Source organism: Yersinia aleksiciae, assembly GCF_001047675.1.
Taxonomy (GTDB): domain Bacteria; phylum Pseudomonadota; class Gammaproteobacteria; order Enterobacterales; family Enterobacteriaceae; genus Yersinia; species Yersinia aleksiciae.
Map to the genome: position 1 here is coordinate 2505227 of NZ_CP011975.1, position 17006 is coordinate 2522232.

Consider the following 17006-nt stretch of genomic DNA (forward strand, 5'->3'; position numbering starts at 1 on the left):
CATTAATATATTTTGTAACTGAGAGTATTGACTGTGAAAATTGCAATAGCGGGTATAGGTTATGTAGGTTTATCTAATGGTGTTTTGCTTTCGCAACACCATGAAGTCGTAGCATTGGATATTATTCCAGAAAAAGTTGCGATGCTTAACCGCAAAGAATCTATAATTGTTGATACTGAGTTACAAGACTTTTTAAAAAATAAACCGCTTAATTTTCGGGCCACGCTAGATAAGCATGAAGCTTATGAGGGGGCAAGTTATGTTATTATTGCTACCCCTACCGACTACGATCCTGAAACTAATTATTTCAGTACAACATCTATTGAGGCCGTTATTCAGGATGTTATGGCGATTAATCCTAACGCTGTGATGATTATAAAATCAACTGTGCCAGTAGGTTACACTGCTAAAACCAAAAAAAATCTTGGTTGTGATAATCTTATTTTCTCGCCTGAATTCCTACGTGAGGGGAGTGCTCTCTACGATAACTTACACCCTTCTCGTATTGTCGTGGGTGAGCGCTCCCAGCGTGCTGAAGTATTTGCTAACTTATTAAAAGAAGGCGCAATTAAAGAGAATATATCAACTCTGTTTACTGATCCCACTGAAGCTGAGGCGATCAAACTCTTTGCAAATACCTATTTAGCTATGCGTGTTTCCTATTTTAATGAGCTTGACACTTATGCGGCCTCCCATAGTTTGAATACACGCCAAATTATTGATGGCGTATGTCTTGACCCTAGAATTGGGGAGCACTATAACAATCCATCGTTCGGCTACGGTGGCTATTGTTTACCTAAAGATACTAAGCAACTCTTGGCAAATTATCGTCATGTCCCACAAAACCTTATTAATGCCATTGTAGAATCCAATACGACACGAAAAGATTTTATAGCAGCAGAAATTCTGCAACGTAAACCAAAGATTGTTGGTGTCTATCGCCTCATAATGAAAAGTGGATCTGATAATTTTCGGGCATCTAGTATTCAAGGGATTATGAAACGCATTAAAGCGAAAGGTATTGAAGTTATTATCTATGAACCAACACTAAAAGAATCTGAGTTTTTTAACTCACGAGTATTGACTGACTTAGATAAATTTAAGAAAGAGTCCGATATAATCATCAGTAACCGGATGATTGATGTATTAAATGATGTAAAAGATAAAGTTTATACCCGTGATTTGTTTGGTGACAACTAACTTTCGGTTATTTAATTGTGCTGAATGATGCTTTCATCTTCAGCACAATCAATATTAATGCTCTTTTACTGCGTCCGTGACTTTCGATATCAGCACCGATGAGACGTCCGCATCATACATTTCCTTAAATACAGCGACGATATCACGGGTCGTCATTTCATTAGCCAGAGCCTGCAACTGTTTTTGATCCATAAATTCACCTGTTTTTGATGCTTAATTGAACATATCAAAATTAGGTAATTACACAAATCTATGTACAGGCTCTGTATTTTTTTATCAGCAAAACAAAGAATTACTTCTTCGCACGCTCGAAAGAAGACAAGATTTCGGCTTTAGCCGCTGCGGCATCTTCCCAACCGTCAACTTTCACCCACTTGCCAGTTTCCAGATCTTTGTAATGCTCAAAGAAGTGCTTAATCTGTGCTTTCAGCAGTTCTGGCAGGTCTTGTACGTCTTTAACGTGATCATATTCTTTGGTCAGTTTGCTGTGCGGAACAGCCACCAACTTAGCATCTTCACCCGCTTCATCCGTCATTTTCAACACGCCAACTGGGCGGCAACGAATCACTGCACCAGGCTGCAATGGATACGGTGTTGGCACTAGCACATCAACCGGGTCCCCATCTAATGACAAGGTGTTGTTGATGTAGCCATAGTTGCATGGGTAGAACATGGCGGTAGACATGAAACGGTCTACAAACAGAGAGCCAGTCTCTTTATCGATTTCATATTTGATCGGGTCAGCGTTAGCAGGGATTTCGATCACAACATAAATATCTTCTGGCAGGTCTTTACCTGCGGGTACGTTGTTCAAGCTCATGTCGGTTTCCTTTTATCAAACCAGAAATGGAGTGCTGGCTATTATAGCCAAGTCTTATGTGAATTCCCGCCCTTTTCACTGTCATACCACGGTGAGATTGCCTGAATCAGGGCCATTTCATTGAGATAAAATCCCGTCATTAGCTAAATGTATCTATTTTAAGCTGTTTTTCCGGTGATAGTTCAAGCCGACCCACGTATAGCCGATAACTTAATCAAATAATAAGAGAGTCCGCTGTACTGCTAACGCTTTGTAATCTTAACCATTTGCACACAACCGGAAAAAAACCGATGTTAAAAAAGATTACCATTAAGAATGGGCTTATTGCCCAGCTATGCCTTATGTCATTGATTCTATTAGTTGTCAGTGTGATCGGAATTAATTCAATTCAGGAAAGCTCACGCTCATTACAAATCATCAATCAAATCCAGGGGGAGGAACTGGGGTCTTTATCGAATAGCTTCAATGCCACATTGAGCGCCAGAACTGAAGCAGCACTGGCAATCCATCAACTAGAGATTGGTCTGATTGATGAGTCGTTGCAAACAGCAAAGCAGGCAGAAGGTTTACTGGCATTATCGCAAAAAGAGATGGCACGTTTTGTCAGCGCGGTATCTGACCGAGGAGACGGACAGGAACTGGCGATTAACATTCAGAAAAGTTATAAAAATTATGTGGATAAAGGCGTAGTGCCGATGCTGGCTGCCATCAAGGCGGGTTATGCTGATGAGTATTACGATGTGCTGGAAAAGAGTATCACTGATATCAGCAAAGCATTTAATAATGATGTTGCAACCTTTCGCAGCTATGCACTGAATGCCGGTCAATTGCAAATCGATCAAGCTAACAGTGCCGCCAAAATTAAGTTGGCGATCATTATTGCGGCGGGTGTGATCACTTTGATCTCCGCAGTACTGACATGGTTTGCACTCAAATACATTATTTTGCAGCCTTTGGAGCAATCAATTCATCAGCTGGAATTTATAGCCTCTGGTGATTTGACCCACAGCATCAACAGTGAGGGCAATACGGAGCTGGCGCGGCTAGCCAAAGCGTTGCAGATCATGCAGCAATCGCTGGTGGCGTCAGTCAGCAATGTACGTGATGTTGGTGGGCAGATCGGTATTGGTTCACGGGAGTTAGCGGCGGGAAATACGCATTTGGCTGAACGCACAGAGGAGTCGGCGTCATCACTGGAGCAAACGGCGGCCAGTATGGAGCAGTTGACCTCGACGGTAAAAATGAATGCTGAAAACTCCGATCAGGCGAATCGCTTGGCGATGAGTGTCTCGGACATTGCCAATAAGGGCAGTGAAGCTGTCAGCCATGTGGTTGATAAGATGCAGGCCATTACTTCCAGTTCACGACGTATTTCCGACATCATTGCCGTGATCGACGGTATCGCATTTCAGACCAATATTCTGGCGTTGAATGCTGCGGTTGAAGCGGCCCGAGCCGGTGAGCAGGGACGTGGTTTTGCTGTGGTCGCTGGCGAGGTCCGTAATCTGGCCCAGCGCAGCGCGCAATCGGCTAAAGAGATCAAAGATCTCATCGTGGAATCACAAAATCGAGTGCGAGAAGGCGCGGATATGGCGGAGTCTGCGGGTAAAACCATGCATGAGATCGCCAGCGAAGTGAGTCGGGTGACGGCATTAATGCGCGAAATATCAGCTGCAAGTTATGAACAAAGTAGCGGTATTGAGCAAGTGAATGTGGCTATCGCGCAAATGGATCAGGTTGCCCAGCAGAATGCGACATTGGTTGAACAAGCTGCGGCAGCAACGCGCTCATTAGAGGAACAAGCCGATGCCTTATCAGCCAGTATGGCGGTATTTAAATTACAGGGAGATAAATTGGCGCTTGAAGCATAAAAAAACAGCGGCCCCTAAGCCGCTGTTTTTCATTGTTATTCGCTAATTACTTGGCTTCTTCATCCGGGAATTTGGCTATAAAGCCTTCCGCGTCTTCAACCATGGATTTAGTTCCCACGAAGAAGGGAGCGCGCTGGTGCAGTTTCTCCGGCACGATCTCCAGAATGCGGTTAACCCCATCAGTTGCTTTACCACCGGCTTGCTCTGCCAGGAATGCCATTGGGTTGCATTCGTACAGTAAACGCAGTTTCCCCTGAGGATGGCTGGCAGTGCTTGGATAAATATAGATGCCGCCTTTCAAAAGGTTACGATGGAAGTCGGCAACCAGTGACCCAATATAGCGCGAGGTATATGGCCGTTGGGTCGCTTCATCTTGCTCTTGGCAATACTTGATGTATTTCTTCACACCTAGCGGGAATTTAATGTAGTTCCCTTCATTGATGGAGTACATGCAACCGGTTGCGGGATAACGCACTTTTTCGCCGGATAAACAGAAAACACCCAGAGATGGATCATAAGTGAAAGTATGAACGCCATAACCTGTGGTATACACCAACATAGTTGAAGAGCCATAAACCACATAACCTGCCGCCACCTGCTTGGTGCCCGGTTGCAAGAAGTCAGCTTCAGTAATCGGTGTACCAAATGGGGTGATGCGACGATAGATAGAGAAAATAGTACCGACGGACACATTCACGTCAATATTTGATGAGCCATCCAGCGGATCCATCAGAACCACATATTTGGCATTTTCTGCCCGCCCGCCATCAAAGATAACAATGTCATCTTCTTCTTCTGAGGCGATACCGGCAACTTCACCGCGTGCTTTCAGGGCCGCTTTCAATTTTTCATTGGCAAACAGATCCAGTTTCATCTGGTCTTCGCCCTGAATATTGGAAACACCGCTGGCACCTAAAATATCAACCAAACCTGCTTTGTTGATATCGCGATGAATAATCTTTGCGCCGAGTTTGATTGCTGAAAGTAATGCAGTTAATTCGCCGGTGGCGTGAGAGAAGTCTAGCTGTTTCTCAACGATGAATTCGCCTAACGTTTTCATGACTCAATCCCTGGATCTACGGTTAAATATCGATTTATTAACGAACAACTCACCTGATGGCAGCAGTGTAGCCCAAAGATAAGAATGATTCATAGGCAATTCCATTTCTTCTCTTTGATTCTGAGCGGTAGAATGGCTACAAACTCGAAGCTTATTAATACGGAAAATTTATGCGCATTCACATATTAGGTATCTGCGGCACTTTTATGGGCGGCCTGGCAATGCTTGCCCGTTCATTAGGTCACGAAGTGACGGGAGCGGATGCTAACGTGTATCCACCGATGAGCACACTGCTGGAGAGTCAAGGGATTGACCTGATCCAGGGATATGATCCGGCTCAACTGAATCCCGCACCAGATTTGGTCATCATCGGCAATGCCATGACCCGTGGTAACCCTTGTGTCGAGGCGGTATTAGAGCAAGGAATTCCTTATGTTTCGGGGCCACAATGGCTGCATGACCATGTGTTGCCAGAGCGCTGGGTCTTGGCGATAGCCGGCACTCATGGCAAGACCACCACGGCCGGAATGGTTGCATGGATACTGGAAGCGTGCGGCTATGAGCCAGGTTTTGTGATTGGTGGAGTGCCGGGCAATTTTGATGTCTCAGCGCGTTTAGGTAACAGCCCATTCTTTGTAATAGAAGCTGATGAATATGATTGCGCCTTCTTTGATAAGCGCTCTAAATTCGTTCACTACAGCCCAAGAACGCTGGTGATGAATAATCTTGAGTTCGATCATGCGGATATCTTTGATGATCTTAAAGCGATTCAGAAGCAATTCCACCATCTGGTGCGCTTAGTCCCTGGAAAAGGCAAAATCATCGTGCCAGATAATGATAATCATCTGAAGCAAGTGATGGCTATGGGGTGCTGGAGCGAGCAAGAGTTGGTGGGGGAAACGGGCAGTTGGTTTGCACGTAAAGTGTCGACCGATGCCAGCGTTTATGAAGTGTTTCTCGATAATGAATTAGTGGGCGAAGTCAGTTGGTCACTGGTGGGTGAACACAATATGCATAACGGGCTGATGGCTATTGCCGCTGCTCGTCATGTGGGGGTCTTGCCAGCAGATGCTTGCCGGGCGCTGGGTGATTTTATTAATGCTCGCCGTCGGCTGGAGTTACGCGGCGAAGCCCATGGTGTCACGGTATATGATGATTTTGCTCACCATCCAACCGCCATACTCGCGACTTTGGCGGCACTGCGCAGTAAAGTTGGTGGCACCGCACGGATTTTAGCTGTTTTAGAGCCGCGTTCTAACACCATGAAATTGGGGTTATGCAAGAACGAACTGGCCCCTTCATTGGGTCGTGCGGATGAAGTGTTCCTGTTCCAACCGCAGCATATTCCTTGGCAGGTGGTGGAAGTAGCGGAAGCCTGTATTCAGCCTGCGCATTGGAGTGCTGATATCGATACTCTAGTCGATATGATTGTGAAGACAGCCCAACCCGGTGATCACATCTTGGTAATGAGTAACGGCGGTTTTGGTGGTATTCATGACAAGCTATTGAGTTCACTGAGTAAAAAAGCGGAGTTAGAGGCTGAGTCTCAGGATTAAGCAGGATAAAAAAATCCCCCGCATAGCGGGGGTAAAGGGGTCGTCGGATAGACGACGAGGGATTATTCAGTTGCGATGTTCACTTAGCTCACCGATTCAATTAATACTCTATTCAATAGGCTGAAAATGACTTTTCTCTCTATTTTCAACCGATTGAGTAAACCATCAAACTCGAAAGTATGCCCCTTCGAACGGGGCATATACTTTCATTCTTAGCACATAATCTTATTTGTAAGCTTTAGCCGTGGCGTGCCAGTTATTTTCTTCACGCACTTCGATGACTTTATAAGCTTTAGCGCCCATGGCATCTGCTTTATCAGACAGTGCCTGACGAATATCAGATGGTGCACCATTCAGGCCACTAACGGTAATAGTGCCAATTGGCTGCATGCTAGCGGCTTGAGTGTCATTGATAGAATCAGCTGCAAACACACCAAATGACAGTGCAGATAGAATGCTCATGGTTGCGATAGTAGTTTTAATATTCATGTTATTACCTCTATTTATTCTTTTATCACTTCAAAGGAAGTGTGATTTACGTCACGAAAATGAGTATACATCTAGTAACTGAGAATATTAATAGCGCGCTAATAATATTTAACGTCACTTTATCGATGGTTACTACTTTTTAAGAACAAAAAGGAATAAAAAATGACTAAAAAACAACAGGTTTTAGTTAAAAGTTAATATTTTCAAATGGATAAGTGTTTTTGACTAAAAGTGCGAACGGATGCGGTGAGTTTGACCATTGAGAGATAAAAATCAGTGTTATCTTGCGGTTTTAGAGGTAATGGATAGTGATATGCCCTATTTGACTATGAAAAGTCAGGATGAGGGGGCAGGGACGATAGGTGTTAAATAGAAATTATGCGGCACATATGGCCGCATAATATTAAAAAGTGGAATTAAAGTTCTTGATCGAATAGCCCGAGGATGGCTTCATGCAGCTGTTTAACGGTAAAACCTCTGGCCGGTGTGGTGAAGATGGTATCGTCACCGGCAATACTTCCCAGAATACCTTCAGCCTTGCCTAATGAGTCCAGCAGGCGGGCGATCAGTTGGGCTGCACCAGGGCTGGTATTAATCACAACCACTGAATCATTATAATCAACATCAAGTACCAGGTTCTTTAGCGGGCTGCTGGTTGTCGGCACGCCTAACTCTGCGGGTAAGCAGTAAACCATCTCCATTTTTGCATTACGCGTTCTAACTGCGCCGAACTTGGTCAGCATGCGTGAAACTTTGGATTGGTTAATATTTTCAAAACCCTCTTCCTGCAAGGCCAAAACGATCTCACCTTGAGAACTGAATTTCTCTTCTTTCAATAACGCTTTGAACGCCTTGATAAGATCTTCTTGCTTTGCGGGATTACGCATTTGTTATGCCCTGAGTGGTCTACAGTGAATAGGATTATTATGCATATAAATGAATTTTTATTCAACATGGCTGTGGAGTATTGGTGATAAAAGCATTGATATCAAGGTATGGCGAAATTTTAACATCATCATACTGTTACAGTTATGCTAAATCAGTATTTGTTGATATCCGGTTTGAGTAACCAAAATGTTATTAAAATGATGTTGTTTTGGTGTTGCGGAAGGGTGTAATGTAACCGCGGATTAACCTGTCATGAATACGCCAGTAAATTTTAGAATAATGTGCGCTATATCATTAACGAATAAGCGATTTAATCTAAAATACATAGGCCCTATGCGCCTTTTTGATGCGTGATATCTCAATCTGACTGTTAATAGATTGTGTTTAAAATGGCAATAAATTAAGGTGCGTAACTAGATGAATTCACGGCAAATTTAAATTAAATATAACAAGGAGTATAGGATGAAAGTTGCAGTTCTCGGTGCCGCTGGTGGTATCGGCCAGGCCCTCGCTCTTCTTCTCAAGACCCAGCTTCCTTCAGGTTCAGATCTTTCTTTATATGATATCGCACCGGTAACCCCTGGTGTTGCGGTTGATCTGAGCCATATCCCGACCGCTGTTAATATCAAAGGCTTCAGCGGCGAAGATGCTACCCCAGCACTACAAGGGGCCGATATTGTTCTGATTTCTGCTGGTGTTGCTCGTAAGCCAGGCATGGATCGTTCAGATCTGTTCAATGTTAATGCCGGTATCGTTCGTAATCTGGTTGAGCAAATTGCGCGTACTTGCCCTAACGCTTTAATTGGCATCATTACCAACCCAGTTAACACGACTGTCGCGATCGCAGCAGAAGTACTGAAAAAAGCCGGTGTTTACGACAAAAACAAATTATTTGGTATTACGACACTGGATACCATTCGCTCAAACACCTTCGTTGCTGAATTAAAAGGTAAGCAGCCTCAGGATATCGAAGTGCCTGTTATCGGCGGTCACTCTGGGGTAACCATCCTGCCATTGCTGTCACAAATTCCAGGTGTTAGCTTTACAGAGCAGGAAGTTGCCTCTCTGACTAAGCGCATTCAGAACGCAGGGACTGAAGTTGTTGAAGCAAAAGCCGGTGGCGGGTCAGCAACACTCTCTATGGGTCAGGCTGCGGCACGTTTTGGCCTTTCTCTGGTTCGTGCTCTACAAGGCGAAAGCAATGTTGTTGAATGTTCTTACGTTGAAGGCGATGGCAAATATGCCCGCTTCTTTGCTCAACCAATTCTGCTGGGCAAAAATGGCGTTGCAGAACGTAAAGATATCGGCAAACTGAGTGCTTTTGAGCAGAAAGCGCTGGAAAGTATGCTTGATGTATTGCACCAAGATATCGAGTTGGGCGAGAAGTTCGTCAATAAGTAATATACCTTTTACATGGCGTTGCAAAGGTGCAAGCGACACCCGCTCACCGACTCTCTGATTCGAGTTAGCTTGTTGGGTTTTGTTCGTTTACTGCCTTACTGCAACGCCAATGATTTTAGGTATAAGTAACACTGTGTGGAAGTTGGGGTAGCACTGCCCCTAAAATGACATGATCAACCGCCGAAGCGACTCATCGGCGGTTTTTTTATGCCGAAACAATAGGCTGCCGTATCCTCACCTTTCGGTCAATAAGTGCCCCTGTTTTGGCATCAAAATAGCGTGTTGGCCAGATTTCAGAAGGATGAATGTTCAGACATTCTGCAATCAACCATTCCCCCTTTGGCCAGGGGCGAGTCAATGCATTGGCCAATGTAGATGAACTTAATCCCGCTTTGCGAGAAAGTGCGGCCAGAGTTGTCCCCTCCTTACGTAGTGCGGCAATGATGTCGGCTGGGTGCCAATCAGATTTCCTTAAAATCATCTTTAATCCTTTTTTTTTCTAAGCAGTTGGCGCGTTAGTGATATAAATAACGGTACATTGTTAATCGGAACGTGAACACAAAGTAACCATTTAGAAAGATCATATCATTTATTTTCTGAAAAATTTTAAATGTTTTCTAAATATTCCTTTTTTGTGTCACAACGCATACTAGGAAGCAACGCCATGAAAAAAGAGTGGTTTGCCGCTAAGGAATTGGCAGGTCTTGAGGGGTTACCGTCATCACCACAAGGAATAAACCTCATGGCCAAACGTGAGGGATGGGAACAGCGTCGCCGCCGTGGTGTTCAGGGAAAGGCTGTGGAGTATCATGTTGAAAGCTTGCCCAGTACGATACTGAATTCATTGCAGCTAAGGGAAGAACCAGCACAATACATGCCGGTACGGCAAGATCCAGTGAACATATGGATAGAAGCCTATTACCAACTCACCGAAGCTGAACGTGCACAGGTCATTGCATTTTTACTGCGTGAAGGGGTTGGGGCGCTAATGAAACGCTTGGTTTGAATGGTGAAATCGGGGAGCAAAGATAAACTCGGGAAGTTATGCCCCGAGTTTCTTAATGGTTTCTTAAAATGCGCGTTGTACAGAGATATGAGCCAACCCTTCGAGCGCCAGTCGATACTCACTTTCTGGCAGAATCTGTAACGCGGCAATGGCTTTATCCGCCTCTTCTTCAGCACGCTGACGTGTATAGTCCAATGAACCACACTGCTGCATGGCTGCCAGGACGGGCTCAAGTAGATGGCGGCCATTCCCCTGCTCGATAGCTTGCCGAATCATCGCCTCTTGCTCTGGGGTACCATTACGCATCGCATGCAGTAATGGGAGTGTCGGTTTGCCCTCGTTCAGGTCATCACCGGTATTTTTGCCCAAAGTGGTGCCATCAGAACTGTAATCCAGCAGATCATCAATCAACTGGAAAGCGGTTCCCAGATAGCGGCCATAATTCTGCAACGCCAACTCTTGCTCTTCACTGGCATTCGCTAATACTGCTGCTGATTGTGAAGCGGCTTCGAATAAGCGGGCAGTTTTGCTGTAAATGACCTGCATATAGTTTTCTTCAGTGATATCAGGGTTATTACAGTTCATTAACTGCAATACTTCACCTTCAGCAATGACATTCGTTGCTTCTGACATCAATGTAAGAACGCGCAGTGACTCCAGGCCAGTCATCATCTGGAATGAGCGGGTATAGATATAATCACCCACCAATACACTAGCAGCATTACCAAATGCCGCGTTTGCCGTCGCTTTACCTCGGCGCATATCGGACTCATCAACCACATCATCGTGTAGCAGCGTTGCGGTGTGGATAAATTCAATCAATGCTGCGACGGTGATATGTTTACTGCCCTGATAGCGCAGTGCTCTGGCAACCAAAACGGCGATCATGGGGCGAATGCGTTTTCCGCCACCACTGATAATGTAATGGCCCAATTGATTGATGAGGACGACATCAGAGTTCAATTGCTCGAGAATTGTTGTGTTTACTGCCGCCATATCTGGCGCGGTTAACTCGATAATCTTTTCTAGGTTCATTGTTATATTCAGCTGTTTTTCTCTTTAACTGCGATGAGATTACCGCCCACATTATTACATGACGCTCCCTGAGGCCATGATTGTACTTGAAAAATCCATCAAATAAATGAGATGTAATAAACTGTGCTTTTTTTCTTCTCTTGGACTGATTATATACTTGTCATTCACTACGTTTTTGCGTAGAATTCGCGCCCTATTGTGAATATTTATAGTGCGCTCTGGACTACAAAAGTGGAGTGTGCGGAAAGCGGAGTTTTATATGTACGCGGTTTTCCAAAGTGGTGGTAAACAACACCGAGTAAGCGAAGGTCAAACCATTCGCCTGGAAAAGCTGGACATCGCAACTGGTGAAACTGTTGAGTTTGACCAAGTTCTGATGATTGCTAACGGTGAAGAAATCAATATCGGCGCTCCTTTAGTCGATGGTGGCAAGATCAAAGCTGAAGTGGTAGCTCACGGTCGTGGCGAGAAGATTAAGATTGTTAAATTCCGTCGTCGTAAGCATTACCGTAAGCAGCAAGGTCATCGTCAGTGGTTCACTGATGTTAAAATCACCGGCATCAGCGCTTAAGATTTAGGAGAGCGGACAAATGGCACATAAAAAGGCTGGTGGCTCGACCCGTAACGGTCGTGACTCCGAAAGTAAACGTCTTGGCGTAAAACGTTTTGGCGGCGAAGCAGTATTGGCAGGCAGCATCATCGTTCGTCAGCGTGGAACTAAATTCCACCCAGGCACCAACGTAGGTTGCGGCAAAGACCATACTCTGTTTGCTTTGTCTGACGGTAAAGTCAAGTTCGAAATTAAAGGCCCGAAAAACCGTAAGTTTATCAGCATCGAAGCTGAATAAGCCTTTCGCGTCTTGTAAATAGATATAAGCCCTGCAATTTTGTTGCGGGGCTTTTTACATTTCTAGTTCTCCCCACCCGGTAAAAAATGGATACGAAACAGCAGGCTGGTTTAGGTATTTTTCTGGCACTAACCACTGCCGTATTCTGGGGTGCGCTGCCGATCGCAATGAAGCAAGTGCTCGAAGTTATGGAGCCTTTCACTATTGTCTGGTACCGCTTTTCGATGGCGGCTATTGGCTTAGGGGTCATTCTGGCTTCGCGTCGTCAATTGCCCTCCCTTAAACTTTTTCGCCAACGTCGCTGGCTGCTATTACTGATAGTTGCGACCTGCGGCCTGCTGGGGAACTTCATCTTTTTCAGCTCATCTTTACAATACCTTAGCCCGACGACATCTCAGGTTATTGGACAGCTCTCACCTGTAGGGATGATGATTGCCAGTGTACTGATTCTAAAAGAGCGGATGCGTGTCACTCAGGTTATTGGCGCGGTTATGCTGATTTGCGGTCTGTTACTGTTTTTTAATACCAGTTTGCACGAAATTTTTACCCGCTTGACTGATTACACACTTGGCGTGGTATTGGGCGTCTGTGCAGCCACCGTCTGGGTGAGTTATGGCGTTGCCCAGAAAGTGCTATTAAGACGTATGGCATCGCAACAAATACTATTATTACTGTACGTTTTGTGTGCGATTGCACTGTTCCCGATGGCGAAGCCCGCCGTTATTTTCCAGCTAAATGGGTGGCAGTTCGCCTGTTTACTGTTTTGTGGGGTTAATACTCTGGTCGGTTATGGCGCTTTAGCTGAGGCTATGGCGCGCTGGCAGGCCGCACAGGTGAGCGCACTTGTCACGTTAACGCCGCTGTTTACCTTGTTCTTTTCAATTTTATTGGCGCTGATTTGGCCCGATAACTTTGTCGCACCGCCCCTCAACCTTGTGGGATATGTAGGTGCATTTGTCGTGGTGGCAGGAGCCATGTTCTCTGCCATTGGACATCGTTGGTGGCCACGTCGGGCAGAAATCACCTTGGTTACACCGCAAAAATAGTAGTTCAGTGAATGAGTTATGGCGTCTCATTTTCTGACGGTTTTTGTGGCATCAATTTAATTGTGATTCTGCCAAAAAGTATCGCTGGTGGTGCCGGATTTCCAATTCAGAAATGTCACCTTTGCATGTATATTGTGCTCATCTTAACTGGCTAGCATCGCAGGATTAATGCAGCCAATGACGAGTGAATAACAAATGACACAGAGTTTTGAAGATACCAGCCAACCCTTACGCTGGCTGGATTATAAGGTAAAAGTTACTGCTCGACCGTCGGGAATTTTTGGTGATGATGAGCGTTGCTACAGCTTCTTTGTTGACTCAGGTCTTGTCTGGCCTGTCGACTATATTGATGAAGATGGCCGCATCTGGCTGGCACTGCAATATAGCGAAGATCATTTCGAGACACTGCGTCTTGAAGAAGGTAGCTACCATCGTATCCCTTGTGACATTTCCTACGCAATCCATAAGTAAACGCCGAATGTTGCTGTAAAACGCCACCGGTTTGCGCTGTCTGCCGAGGTATCGGCAGGCTGCTTGCAGCCATTCCAGCCAAAAGGGCGCTTTTTTCGGATTGATTGTCTACTTTTAATACAGATGAAATTTCCCATAGAAGCGAGTATAATACGCGCCCTTGTTCGTGCCGGTTCTGGTGCGTTCGTGTTTTTTCGATATACCGTATAAGCTTGGTGTATCACGAGAGCTAGAAAATACGCCGAAAAGAACCGATAAAGTTAATGTAAAACAAGTAGATAAAATCTATTGGTTTTTTACGGAGAAAGTGAATGAAGTTTGTAGATGAAGCTACAATTTTAGTTGTAGCCGGTGACGGTGGTAACGGTTGTGTTAGCTTCCGCCGTGAAAAATATATCCCGAATGGTGGCCCTGATGGCGGCGACGGTGGCGACGGTGGCGACATTTATCTGCTGGCCGATGAAAACCTCAACACACTGATTGATTACCATTTTGTGAAATCTTTCCGTGCTGAACGTGGGCAGAATGGCCAGAGCCGTGACTGCACGGGCAAACGTGGTAAAGATATCACCATTAAAGTCCCAGTCGGTACACGCATACTGGATCAGGGAACCGGTGAGATTGTGGGTGATATGACCCGCCATGGTCAGCGCCTGATGGTAGCAAAAGGGGGTTTCCACGGATTAGGTAATGCTCGTTTCAAATCCTCAGTTAACCGTGCCCCGCGCCAGAAAACGATGGGTACTGAAGGCGAGACTCGTGATCTGACGTTAGAGCTATTGTTGCTGGCTGATGTCGGGATGCTGGGGCTACCTAATGCGGGTAAATCTACCTTTATCCGCGCTGTTTCTGCCGCTAAACCAAAAGTTGCTGATTATCCATTTACTACCCTGATCCCAAGCTTGGGTGTGGTGCGTATGGATTACGAGCAGAGCTTTGTGGTTGCCGATATTCCTGGTTTGATTGAAGGCGCTTCCGAAGGTGCGGGTCTGGGTATTCGCTTCCTGAAGCATTTAGAACGTTGCCGCGTACTGCTGCATTTAGTGGATTTGGCACCGGTTGATGAATCTAACCCGGTCAATAATGCCAAAGTCATTATCAATGAGTTGCAGCAATACAGCGAGAACCTCGCTAAGAAGCCACGCTGGCTCGTTTTCAATAAGATTGACCTGATAGACCCAGAAGAAGCTGAAACCCGCGCTAAAGCCATTGTAGAAGCACTGGGCTGGGAAGATAAGTATTATATGATCTCTGCCGCGAATCGCGAAAACGTGAATGCGCTGTGCTGGGATGTAATGAACTTCATCAATTCACAACCCAAAGAGATGGCGATTGCTGAAAGCGCGCCAGAAAAAGTTGAATTCATGTGGGATGATTATCACCGTGAACAACTGGCTGAAGTGGAAGCAGAAGCGACAGCAGAAGACGATGATGATGATGATTGGGACGAAGAGGACGATGACGGCGTAGAGTTCATCTACGAACGTTAAGTTCCCCCATCATTAGTCGGTTATACCGTATGATTTGAACAAGGGCTGCCATTTATGGTGGCCCTTTTGTTTGAGCTGATATCAGCTAAATTTAGGCAAAACCGTGCTGTGCGTGGTTGCAGGTATCCAGCATTGCGCTTTCAACCCAGAGCGGTCAGTACGATTCTCCAGCGTTAGCCTGCCTTGGTGCAACTGAACGGTGCGGATTACGATATTCAATCCTAAACCACTGCCTCCGTAACGTTGATCCATGCGACGGAAAGCCTGAGTCAGTTCACCGGCTTGTTCTTGCTTTATTCCCGGTCCTTCATCAATGACTTGTAACAGTGCGCCCTGAGTTTCAGTGGAGAGTTTGACCCAAATTTGGCTACCTGGTGGGCTATAACGATGCGCATTTTCAACCAGATTACGCAGCATCAAACGCAGCAAGGTGGCGTCCCCCTGTGTCTGGGCGCGAGAGGGAAGCTCCCACATGATGGCTTGTTGGCGAAGCGCACACATCTCCTCCAACTCCTCTTGCAGCGGTTGCACCACATTTTCAACCCAATCCAGTGTCTGATACAGGCCGCTGGCAAAATTCTGTCCCGCTCTGGATAACATCAGTAATTGTTCGATGGTATGCATTAACAAATCAATGCGGTTAATGAGCGACTTACTTTCCGCAATTCCCTGTTGTTCCATTAACTCAAGGTGCAGGCGGATCCCGGCAAGTGGCGTGCGCAGCTCATGGGCCGCATCTGCGGTGAACAGGCGCTCCTGCTGGATGGTATTCGCGAGGCGGGATAACAACTGATTCAGTGTCGAAGTCACAGAGACAATTTCTTGCATATCACTGTTAACCACCACTGGGGTGAGATTATCAGCTGAACGTTCCGCCAATTTTTGCTGTAACTGATCGAGCGGGCGGATAATCCAACTGATCGCCCAGAAAGAGAGCAATAAAGTGATGGTCATCATGATGAGTGAGGGGGCAAGGAGTGAAGCAATGGCTTCCGCTATCTCAGTATCAACTCGCTCATTACGCACTTTGGCACTCAGGGTTTCATCAACCAGAAAGCTAATTTGCTCCTGACTTTCATGCCATAGCCAGAAGGCGCTGATCAACTGGGTCACCAGCAATATTAGCGCCAGCATTAGGATCAGGCGGCGGCGCATACTGATCATGATTGTGATTCCAGGCGATAGCCGATACCCCGGACGGTTCGGATACGATCTTTGCCTAATTTACGGCGCAGATTATGGATATGCACTTCCAGCGTATTGGAGCCGAGATCATCATTCCAAGTGTAGAGATCCTGCTGCAATAATTCACGATTAACAGTTTGGCCAGCTCGCATAATTAAGCGCGAGAGGATCGCAAACTCTTTGGGTGTGATCTCCAGCGGTTGATCCTGCAAACATACTTGTTGGGTGGACAAGTTGAGGCTCAGATCATCTTGTTGCACCAGATTGTCACTCTGCCCTTGATAGCGGCGGATTAATGCGCGGACACGGGCCAGTAACTCAGCGAGCGCGAATGGCTTGATCAGATAATCGTCCGCACCGGCATCCAGCCCGTCAACCCTATCTTCGAGTGCATCACGGGCGGTGAGTATCAGCACCGGCAGCGTGACATGCTGGCGACGCCATTGGCGCAACAATACGGTGCCATCTTGATCGGGCAAGCCGAGATCAAGAATAATCATGCTGTACTGACTGCTTTGTAACAAACCCTGCGCTTCTGCTGCGGTACCGGCACAGTCACAGGCGTAGCCCTCGCTGGTCAGTGCCATCGCGATGCCGCGTTGCAGCAATTCATCATCTTCAACAATCAGTAGTTTCATGG

19 protein-coding genes are annotated in these 17006 nt (G+C 45.9%); 10 read left to right on the plus strand and 9 right to left on the minus strand.

What is annotated here, in order from left to right:
- The first annotated feature begins 33 nt into the window (after positions 1 to 33).
- Positions 34 to 1200 (plus strand): nucleotide sugar dehydrogenase, encoded by a 1167-nt coding sequence (locus ACZ76_RS11325; RefSeq protein ID WP_048619023.1) that lies wholly within the window; start codon positions 34 to 36, stop codon positions 1198 to 1200.
- Positions 1201 to 1254: 54 nt separating this feature from the next.
- On the opposite strand, the gene ACZ76_RS19165 is transcribed toward ACZ76_RS11325, so the two are convergent.
- On the minus strand, positions 1255 to 1392 hold the full coding sequence (locus ACZ76_RS19165) for a transposase (RefSeq protein ID WP_158506217.1): 138 nt from the start codon (positions 1390 to 1392) through the stop codon (positions 1255 to 1257).
- A gap of 100 nt (positions 1393 to 1492) precedes the next feature.
- Positions 1493 to 2020 (minus strand): inorganic diphosphatase, encoded by a 528-nt coding sequence (ppa, locus tag ACZ76_RS11335; RefSeq protein ID WP_048619024.1) that lies wholly within the window; start codon positions 2018 to 2020, stop codon positions 1493 to 1495.
- 290 nt (positions 2021 to 2310) lie between these two features.
- On the opposite strand from ppa, the gene ACZ76_RS11340 reads away from it, so the two are divergent.
- Complete coding sequence (locus ACZ76_RS11340; RefSeq protein ID WP_048619025.1) at positions 2311 to 3891, plus strand: methyl-accepting chemotaxis protein; 1581 nt, start codon at positions 2311 to 2313, stop codon at positions 3889 to 3891.
- A 46-nt stretch (positions 3892 to 3937) separates the two neighbouring features.
- Here the strand turns inward: ACZ76_RS11340 and fbp are convergent, their stop codons facing one another.
- Positions 3938 to 4951 carry a class 1 fructose-bisphosphatase gene (gene fbp, locus ACZ76_RS11345; protein ID WP_048619026.1) on the minus strand — a complete coding sequence of 338 codons (1014 nt, stop codon included), beginning with the start codon at positions 4949 to 4951 and terminating at the stop codon, positions 3938 to 3940.
- A gap of 170 nt (positions 4952 to 5121) precedes the next feature.
- Here fbp and mpl point away from each other — a divergent pair, with 170 nt between their 5' ends.
- Positions 5122 to 6507 carry a UDP-N-acetylmuramate:L-alanyl-gamma-D-glutamyl-meso-diaminopimelate ligase gene (mpl, locus tag ACZ76_RS11350; protein WP_048619027.1) on the plus strand — a complete coding sequence of 462 codons (1386 nt, stop codon included), beginning with the start codon at positions 5122 to 5124 and terminating at the stop codon, positions 6505 to 6507.
- A 225-nt stretch (positions 6508 to 6732) separates the two neighbouring features.
- Here mpl and yhcN read toward each other — a convergent pair whose 3' ends face one another.
- Both yhcN and argR read right to left on the minus strand, forming a co-directional pair.
- A complete protein-coding gene (gene yhcN, locus ACZ76_RS11355) occupies positions 6733 to 6996 on the minus strand; it encodes a peroxide/acid stress response protein YhcN (protein WP_048619028.1) in 264 nt (87 codons plus the stop codon).
- Positions 6997 to 7412: 416 nt separating this feature from the next.
- The gene (gene argR / locus ACZ76_RS11360; protein ID WP_004875431.1) at positions 7413 to 7883 is read right to left on the minus strand and encodes a transcriptional regulator ArgR; all 471 of its coding nucleotides are present in this window, start codon (positions 7881 to 7883) and stop codon (positions 7413 to 7415) included.
- Between the two features lie 463 nt (positions 7884 to 8346).
- Between argR and mdh the strand changes: the two genes are divergently transcribed.
- Positions 8347 to 9285 (plus strand): malate dehydrogenase, encoded by a 939-nt coding sequence (gene mdh, locus ACZ76_RS11365; protein WP_048619029.1) that lies wholly within the window; start codon positions 8347 to 8349, stop codon positions 9283 to 9285.
- A gap of 205 nt (positions 9286 to 9490) precedes the next feature.
- Here the strand turns inward: mdh and ACZ76_RS11370 are convergent, their stop codons facing one another.
- A complete protein-coding gene (locus tag ACZ76_RS11370) occupies positions 9491 to 9766 on the minus strand; it encodes a helix-turn-helix domain-containing protein (protein ID WP_048619030.1) in 276 nt (91 codons plus the stop codon).
- A gap of 183 nt (positions 9767 to 9949) precedes the next feature.
- On the opposite strand from ACZ76_RS11370, the gene ACZ76_RS11375 reads away from it, so the two are divergent.
- The gene (locus tag ACZ76_RS11375; RefSeq protein ID WP_048619031.1) at positions 9950 to 10291 is read left to right on the plus strand and encodes a DNA-binding protein; all 342 of its coding nucleotides are present in this window, start codon (positions 9950 to 9952) and stop codon (positions 10289 to 10291) included.
- 63 nt (positions 10292 to 10354) lie between these two features.
- Here the strand turns inward: ACZ76_RS11375 and ispB are convergent, their stop codons facing one another.
- Positions 10355 to 11326, minus strand: coding sequence for an octaprenyl diphosphate synthase (gene ispB, locus ACZ76_RS11380; protein WP_048619032.1), 972 nt, complete (start codon positions 11324 to 11326; stop codon positions 10355 to 10357).
- A 259-nt stretch (positions 11327 to 11585) separates the two neighbouring features.
- Here ispB and rplU point away from each other — a divergent pair, with 259 nt between their 5' ends.
- The 5 genes from rplU (at position 11586) to cgtA (ending at position 15181) form a co-directional block, all read left to right on the plus strand.
- Positions 11586 to 11897, plus strand: coding sequence for a 50S ribosomal protein L21 (rplU, locus tag ACZ76_RS11385; protein WP_004707048.1), 312 nt, complete (start codon positions 11586 to 11588; stop codon positions 11895 to 11897).
- 19 nt (positions 11898 to 11916) lie between these two features.
- Positions 11917 to 12174, plus strand: a complete 258-nt coding sequence (rpmA, locus tag ACZ76_RS11390; RefSeq protein WP_005272614.1) for a 50S ribosomal protein L27 — start codon at positions 11917 to 11919, stop codon at positions 12172 to 12174.
- 86 nt (positions 12175 to 12260) lie between these two features.
- A complete protein-coding gene (locus ACZ76_RS11395) occupies positions 12261 to 13220 on the plus strand; it encodes a DMT family transporter (protein ID WP_048619033.1) in 960 nt (319 codons plus the stop codon).
- 195 nt (positions 13221 to 13415) lie between these two features.
- A complete protein-coding gene (locus ACZ76_RS11400) occupies positions 13416 to 13691 on the plus strand; it encodes a hypothetical protein (RefSeq protein ID WP_048619034.1) in 276 nt (91 codons plus the stop codon).
- Between the two features lie 311 nt (positions 13692 to 14002).
- The gene (gene cgtA, locus ACZ76_RS11405) at positions 14003 to 15181 is read left to right on the plus strand and encodes an Obg family GTPase CgtA (RefSeq protein ID WP_048619035.1); all 1179 of its coding nucleotides are present in this window, start codon (positions 14003 to 14005) and stop codon (positions 15179 to 15181) included.
- A gap of 81 nt (positions 15182 to 15262) precedes the next feature.
- Here cgtA and pmrB read toward each other — a convergent pair whose 3' ends face one another.
- Both pmrB and pmrA read right to left on the minus strand, forming a co-directional pair.
- Positions 15263 to 16345 carry a two-component system sensor histidine kinase PmrB gene (gene pmrB / locus ACZ76_RS11410; RefSeq protein ID WP_048619036.1) on the minus strand — a complete coding sequence of 361 codons (1083 nt, stop codon included), beginning with the start codon at positions 16343 to 16345 and terminating at the stop codon, positions 15263 to 15265.
- Positions 16342 to 17004 (minus strand): two-component system response regulator PmrA, encoded by a 663-nt coding sequence (pmrA, locus tag ACZ76_RS11415; RefSeq protein WP_048619037.1) that lies wholly within the window; start codon positions 17002 to 17004, stop codon positions 16342 to 16344. The genes pmrB and pmrA overlap by 4 nt, the downstream gene beginning before the upstream one ends.
- Positions 17005 to 17006: the final 2 nt, after the last annotated feature.

Coding starts and splice junctions, on each gene's coding strand:
- ACZ76_RS11340 (WP_048619025.1), top strand. CDS start 2,311: ATGTTAAAAAAGATTACCATTAAGAATGGGCTTATTGCCCAGCTATGC.
- ACZ76_RS11370 (WP_048619030.1), bottom strand. CDS start 9,766: ATGATTTTAAGGAAATCTGATTGGCACCCAGCCGACATCATTGCCGCA.
- fbp (WP_048619026.1), bottom strand. CDS start 4,951: ATGAAAACGTTAGGCGAATTCATCGTTGAGAAACAGCTAGACTTCTCT.
- ppa (WP_048619024.1), bottom strand. CDS start 2,020: ATGAGCTTGAACAACGTACCCGCAGGTAAAGACCTGCCAGAAGATATT.
- cgtA (WP_048619035.1), top strand. CDS start 14,003: ATGAAGTTTGTAGATGAAGCTACAATTTTAGTTGTAGCCGGTGACGGT.
- ACZ76_RS11375 (WP_048619031.1), top strand. CDS start 9,950: ATGAAAAAAGAGTGGTTTGCCGCTAAGGAATTGGCAGGTCTTGAGGGG.
- mdh (WP_048619029.1), top strand. CDS start 8,347: ATGAAAGTTGCAGTTCTCGGTGCCGCTGGTGGTATCGGCCAGGCCCTC.
- argR (WP_004875431.1), bottom strand. CDS start 7,883: ATGCGTAATCCCGCAAAGCAAGAAGATCTTATCAAGGCGTTCAAAGCG.
- pmrB (WP_048619036.1), bottom strand. CDS start 16,345: ATGATCAGTATGCGCCGCCGCCTGATCCTAATGCTGGCGCTAATATTG.
- ACZ76_RS19165 (WP_158506217.1), bottom strand. CDS start 1,392: ATGGATCAAAAACAGTTGCAGGCTCTGGCTAATGAAATGACGACCCGT.
- rpmA (WP_005272614.1), top strand. CDS start 11,917: ATGGCACATAAAAAGGCTGGTGGCTCGACCCGTAACGGTCGTGACTCC.
- mpl (WP_048619027.1), top strand. CDS start 5,122: ATGCGCATTCACATATTAGGTATCTGCGGCACTTTTATGGGCGGCCTG.
- pmrA (WP_048619037.1), bottom strand. CDS start 17,004: ATGAAACTACTGATTGTTGAAGATGATGAATTGCTGCAACGCGGCATC.
- yhcN (WP_048619028.1), bottom strand. CDS start 6,996: ATGAATATTAAAACTACTATCGCAACCATGAGCATTCTATCTGCACTG.
- ACZ76_RS11395 (WP_048619033.1), top strand. CDS start 12,261: ATGGATACGAAACAGCAGGCTGGTTTAGGTATTTTTCTGGCACTAACC.
- ispB (WP_048619032.1), bottom strand. CDS start 11,326: ATGAACCTAGAAAAGATTATCGAGTTAACCGCGCCAGATATGGCGGCA.
- ACZ76_RS11400 (WP_048619034.1), top strand. CDS start 13,416: ATGACACAGAGTTTTGAAGATACCAGCCAACCCTTACGCTGGCTGGAT.
- rplU (WP_004707048.1), top strand. CDS start 11,586: ATGTACGCGGTTTTCCAAAGTGGTGGTAAACAACACCGAGTAAGCGAA.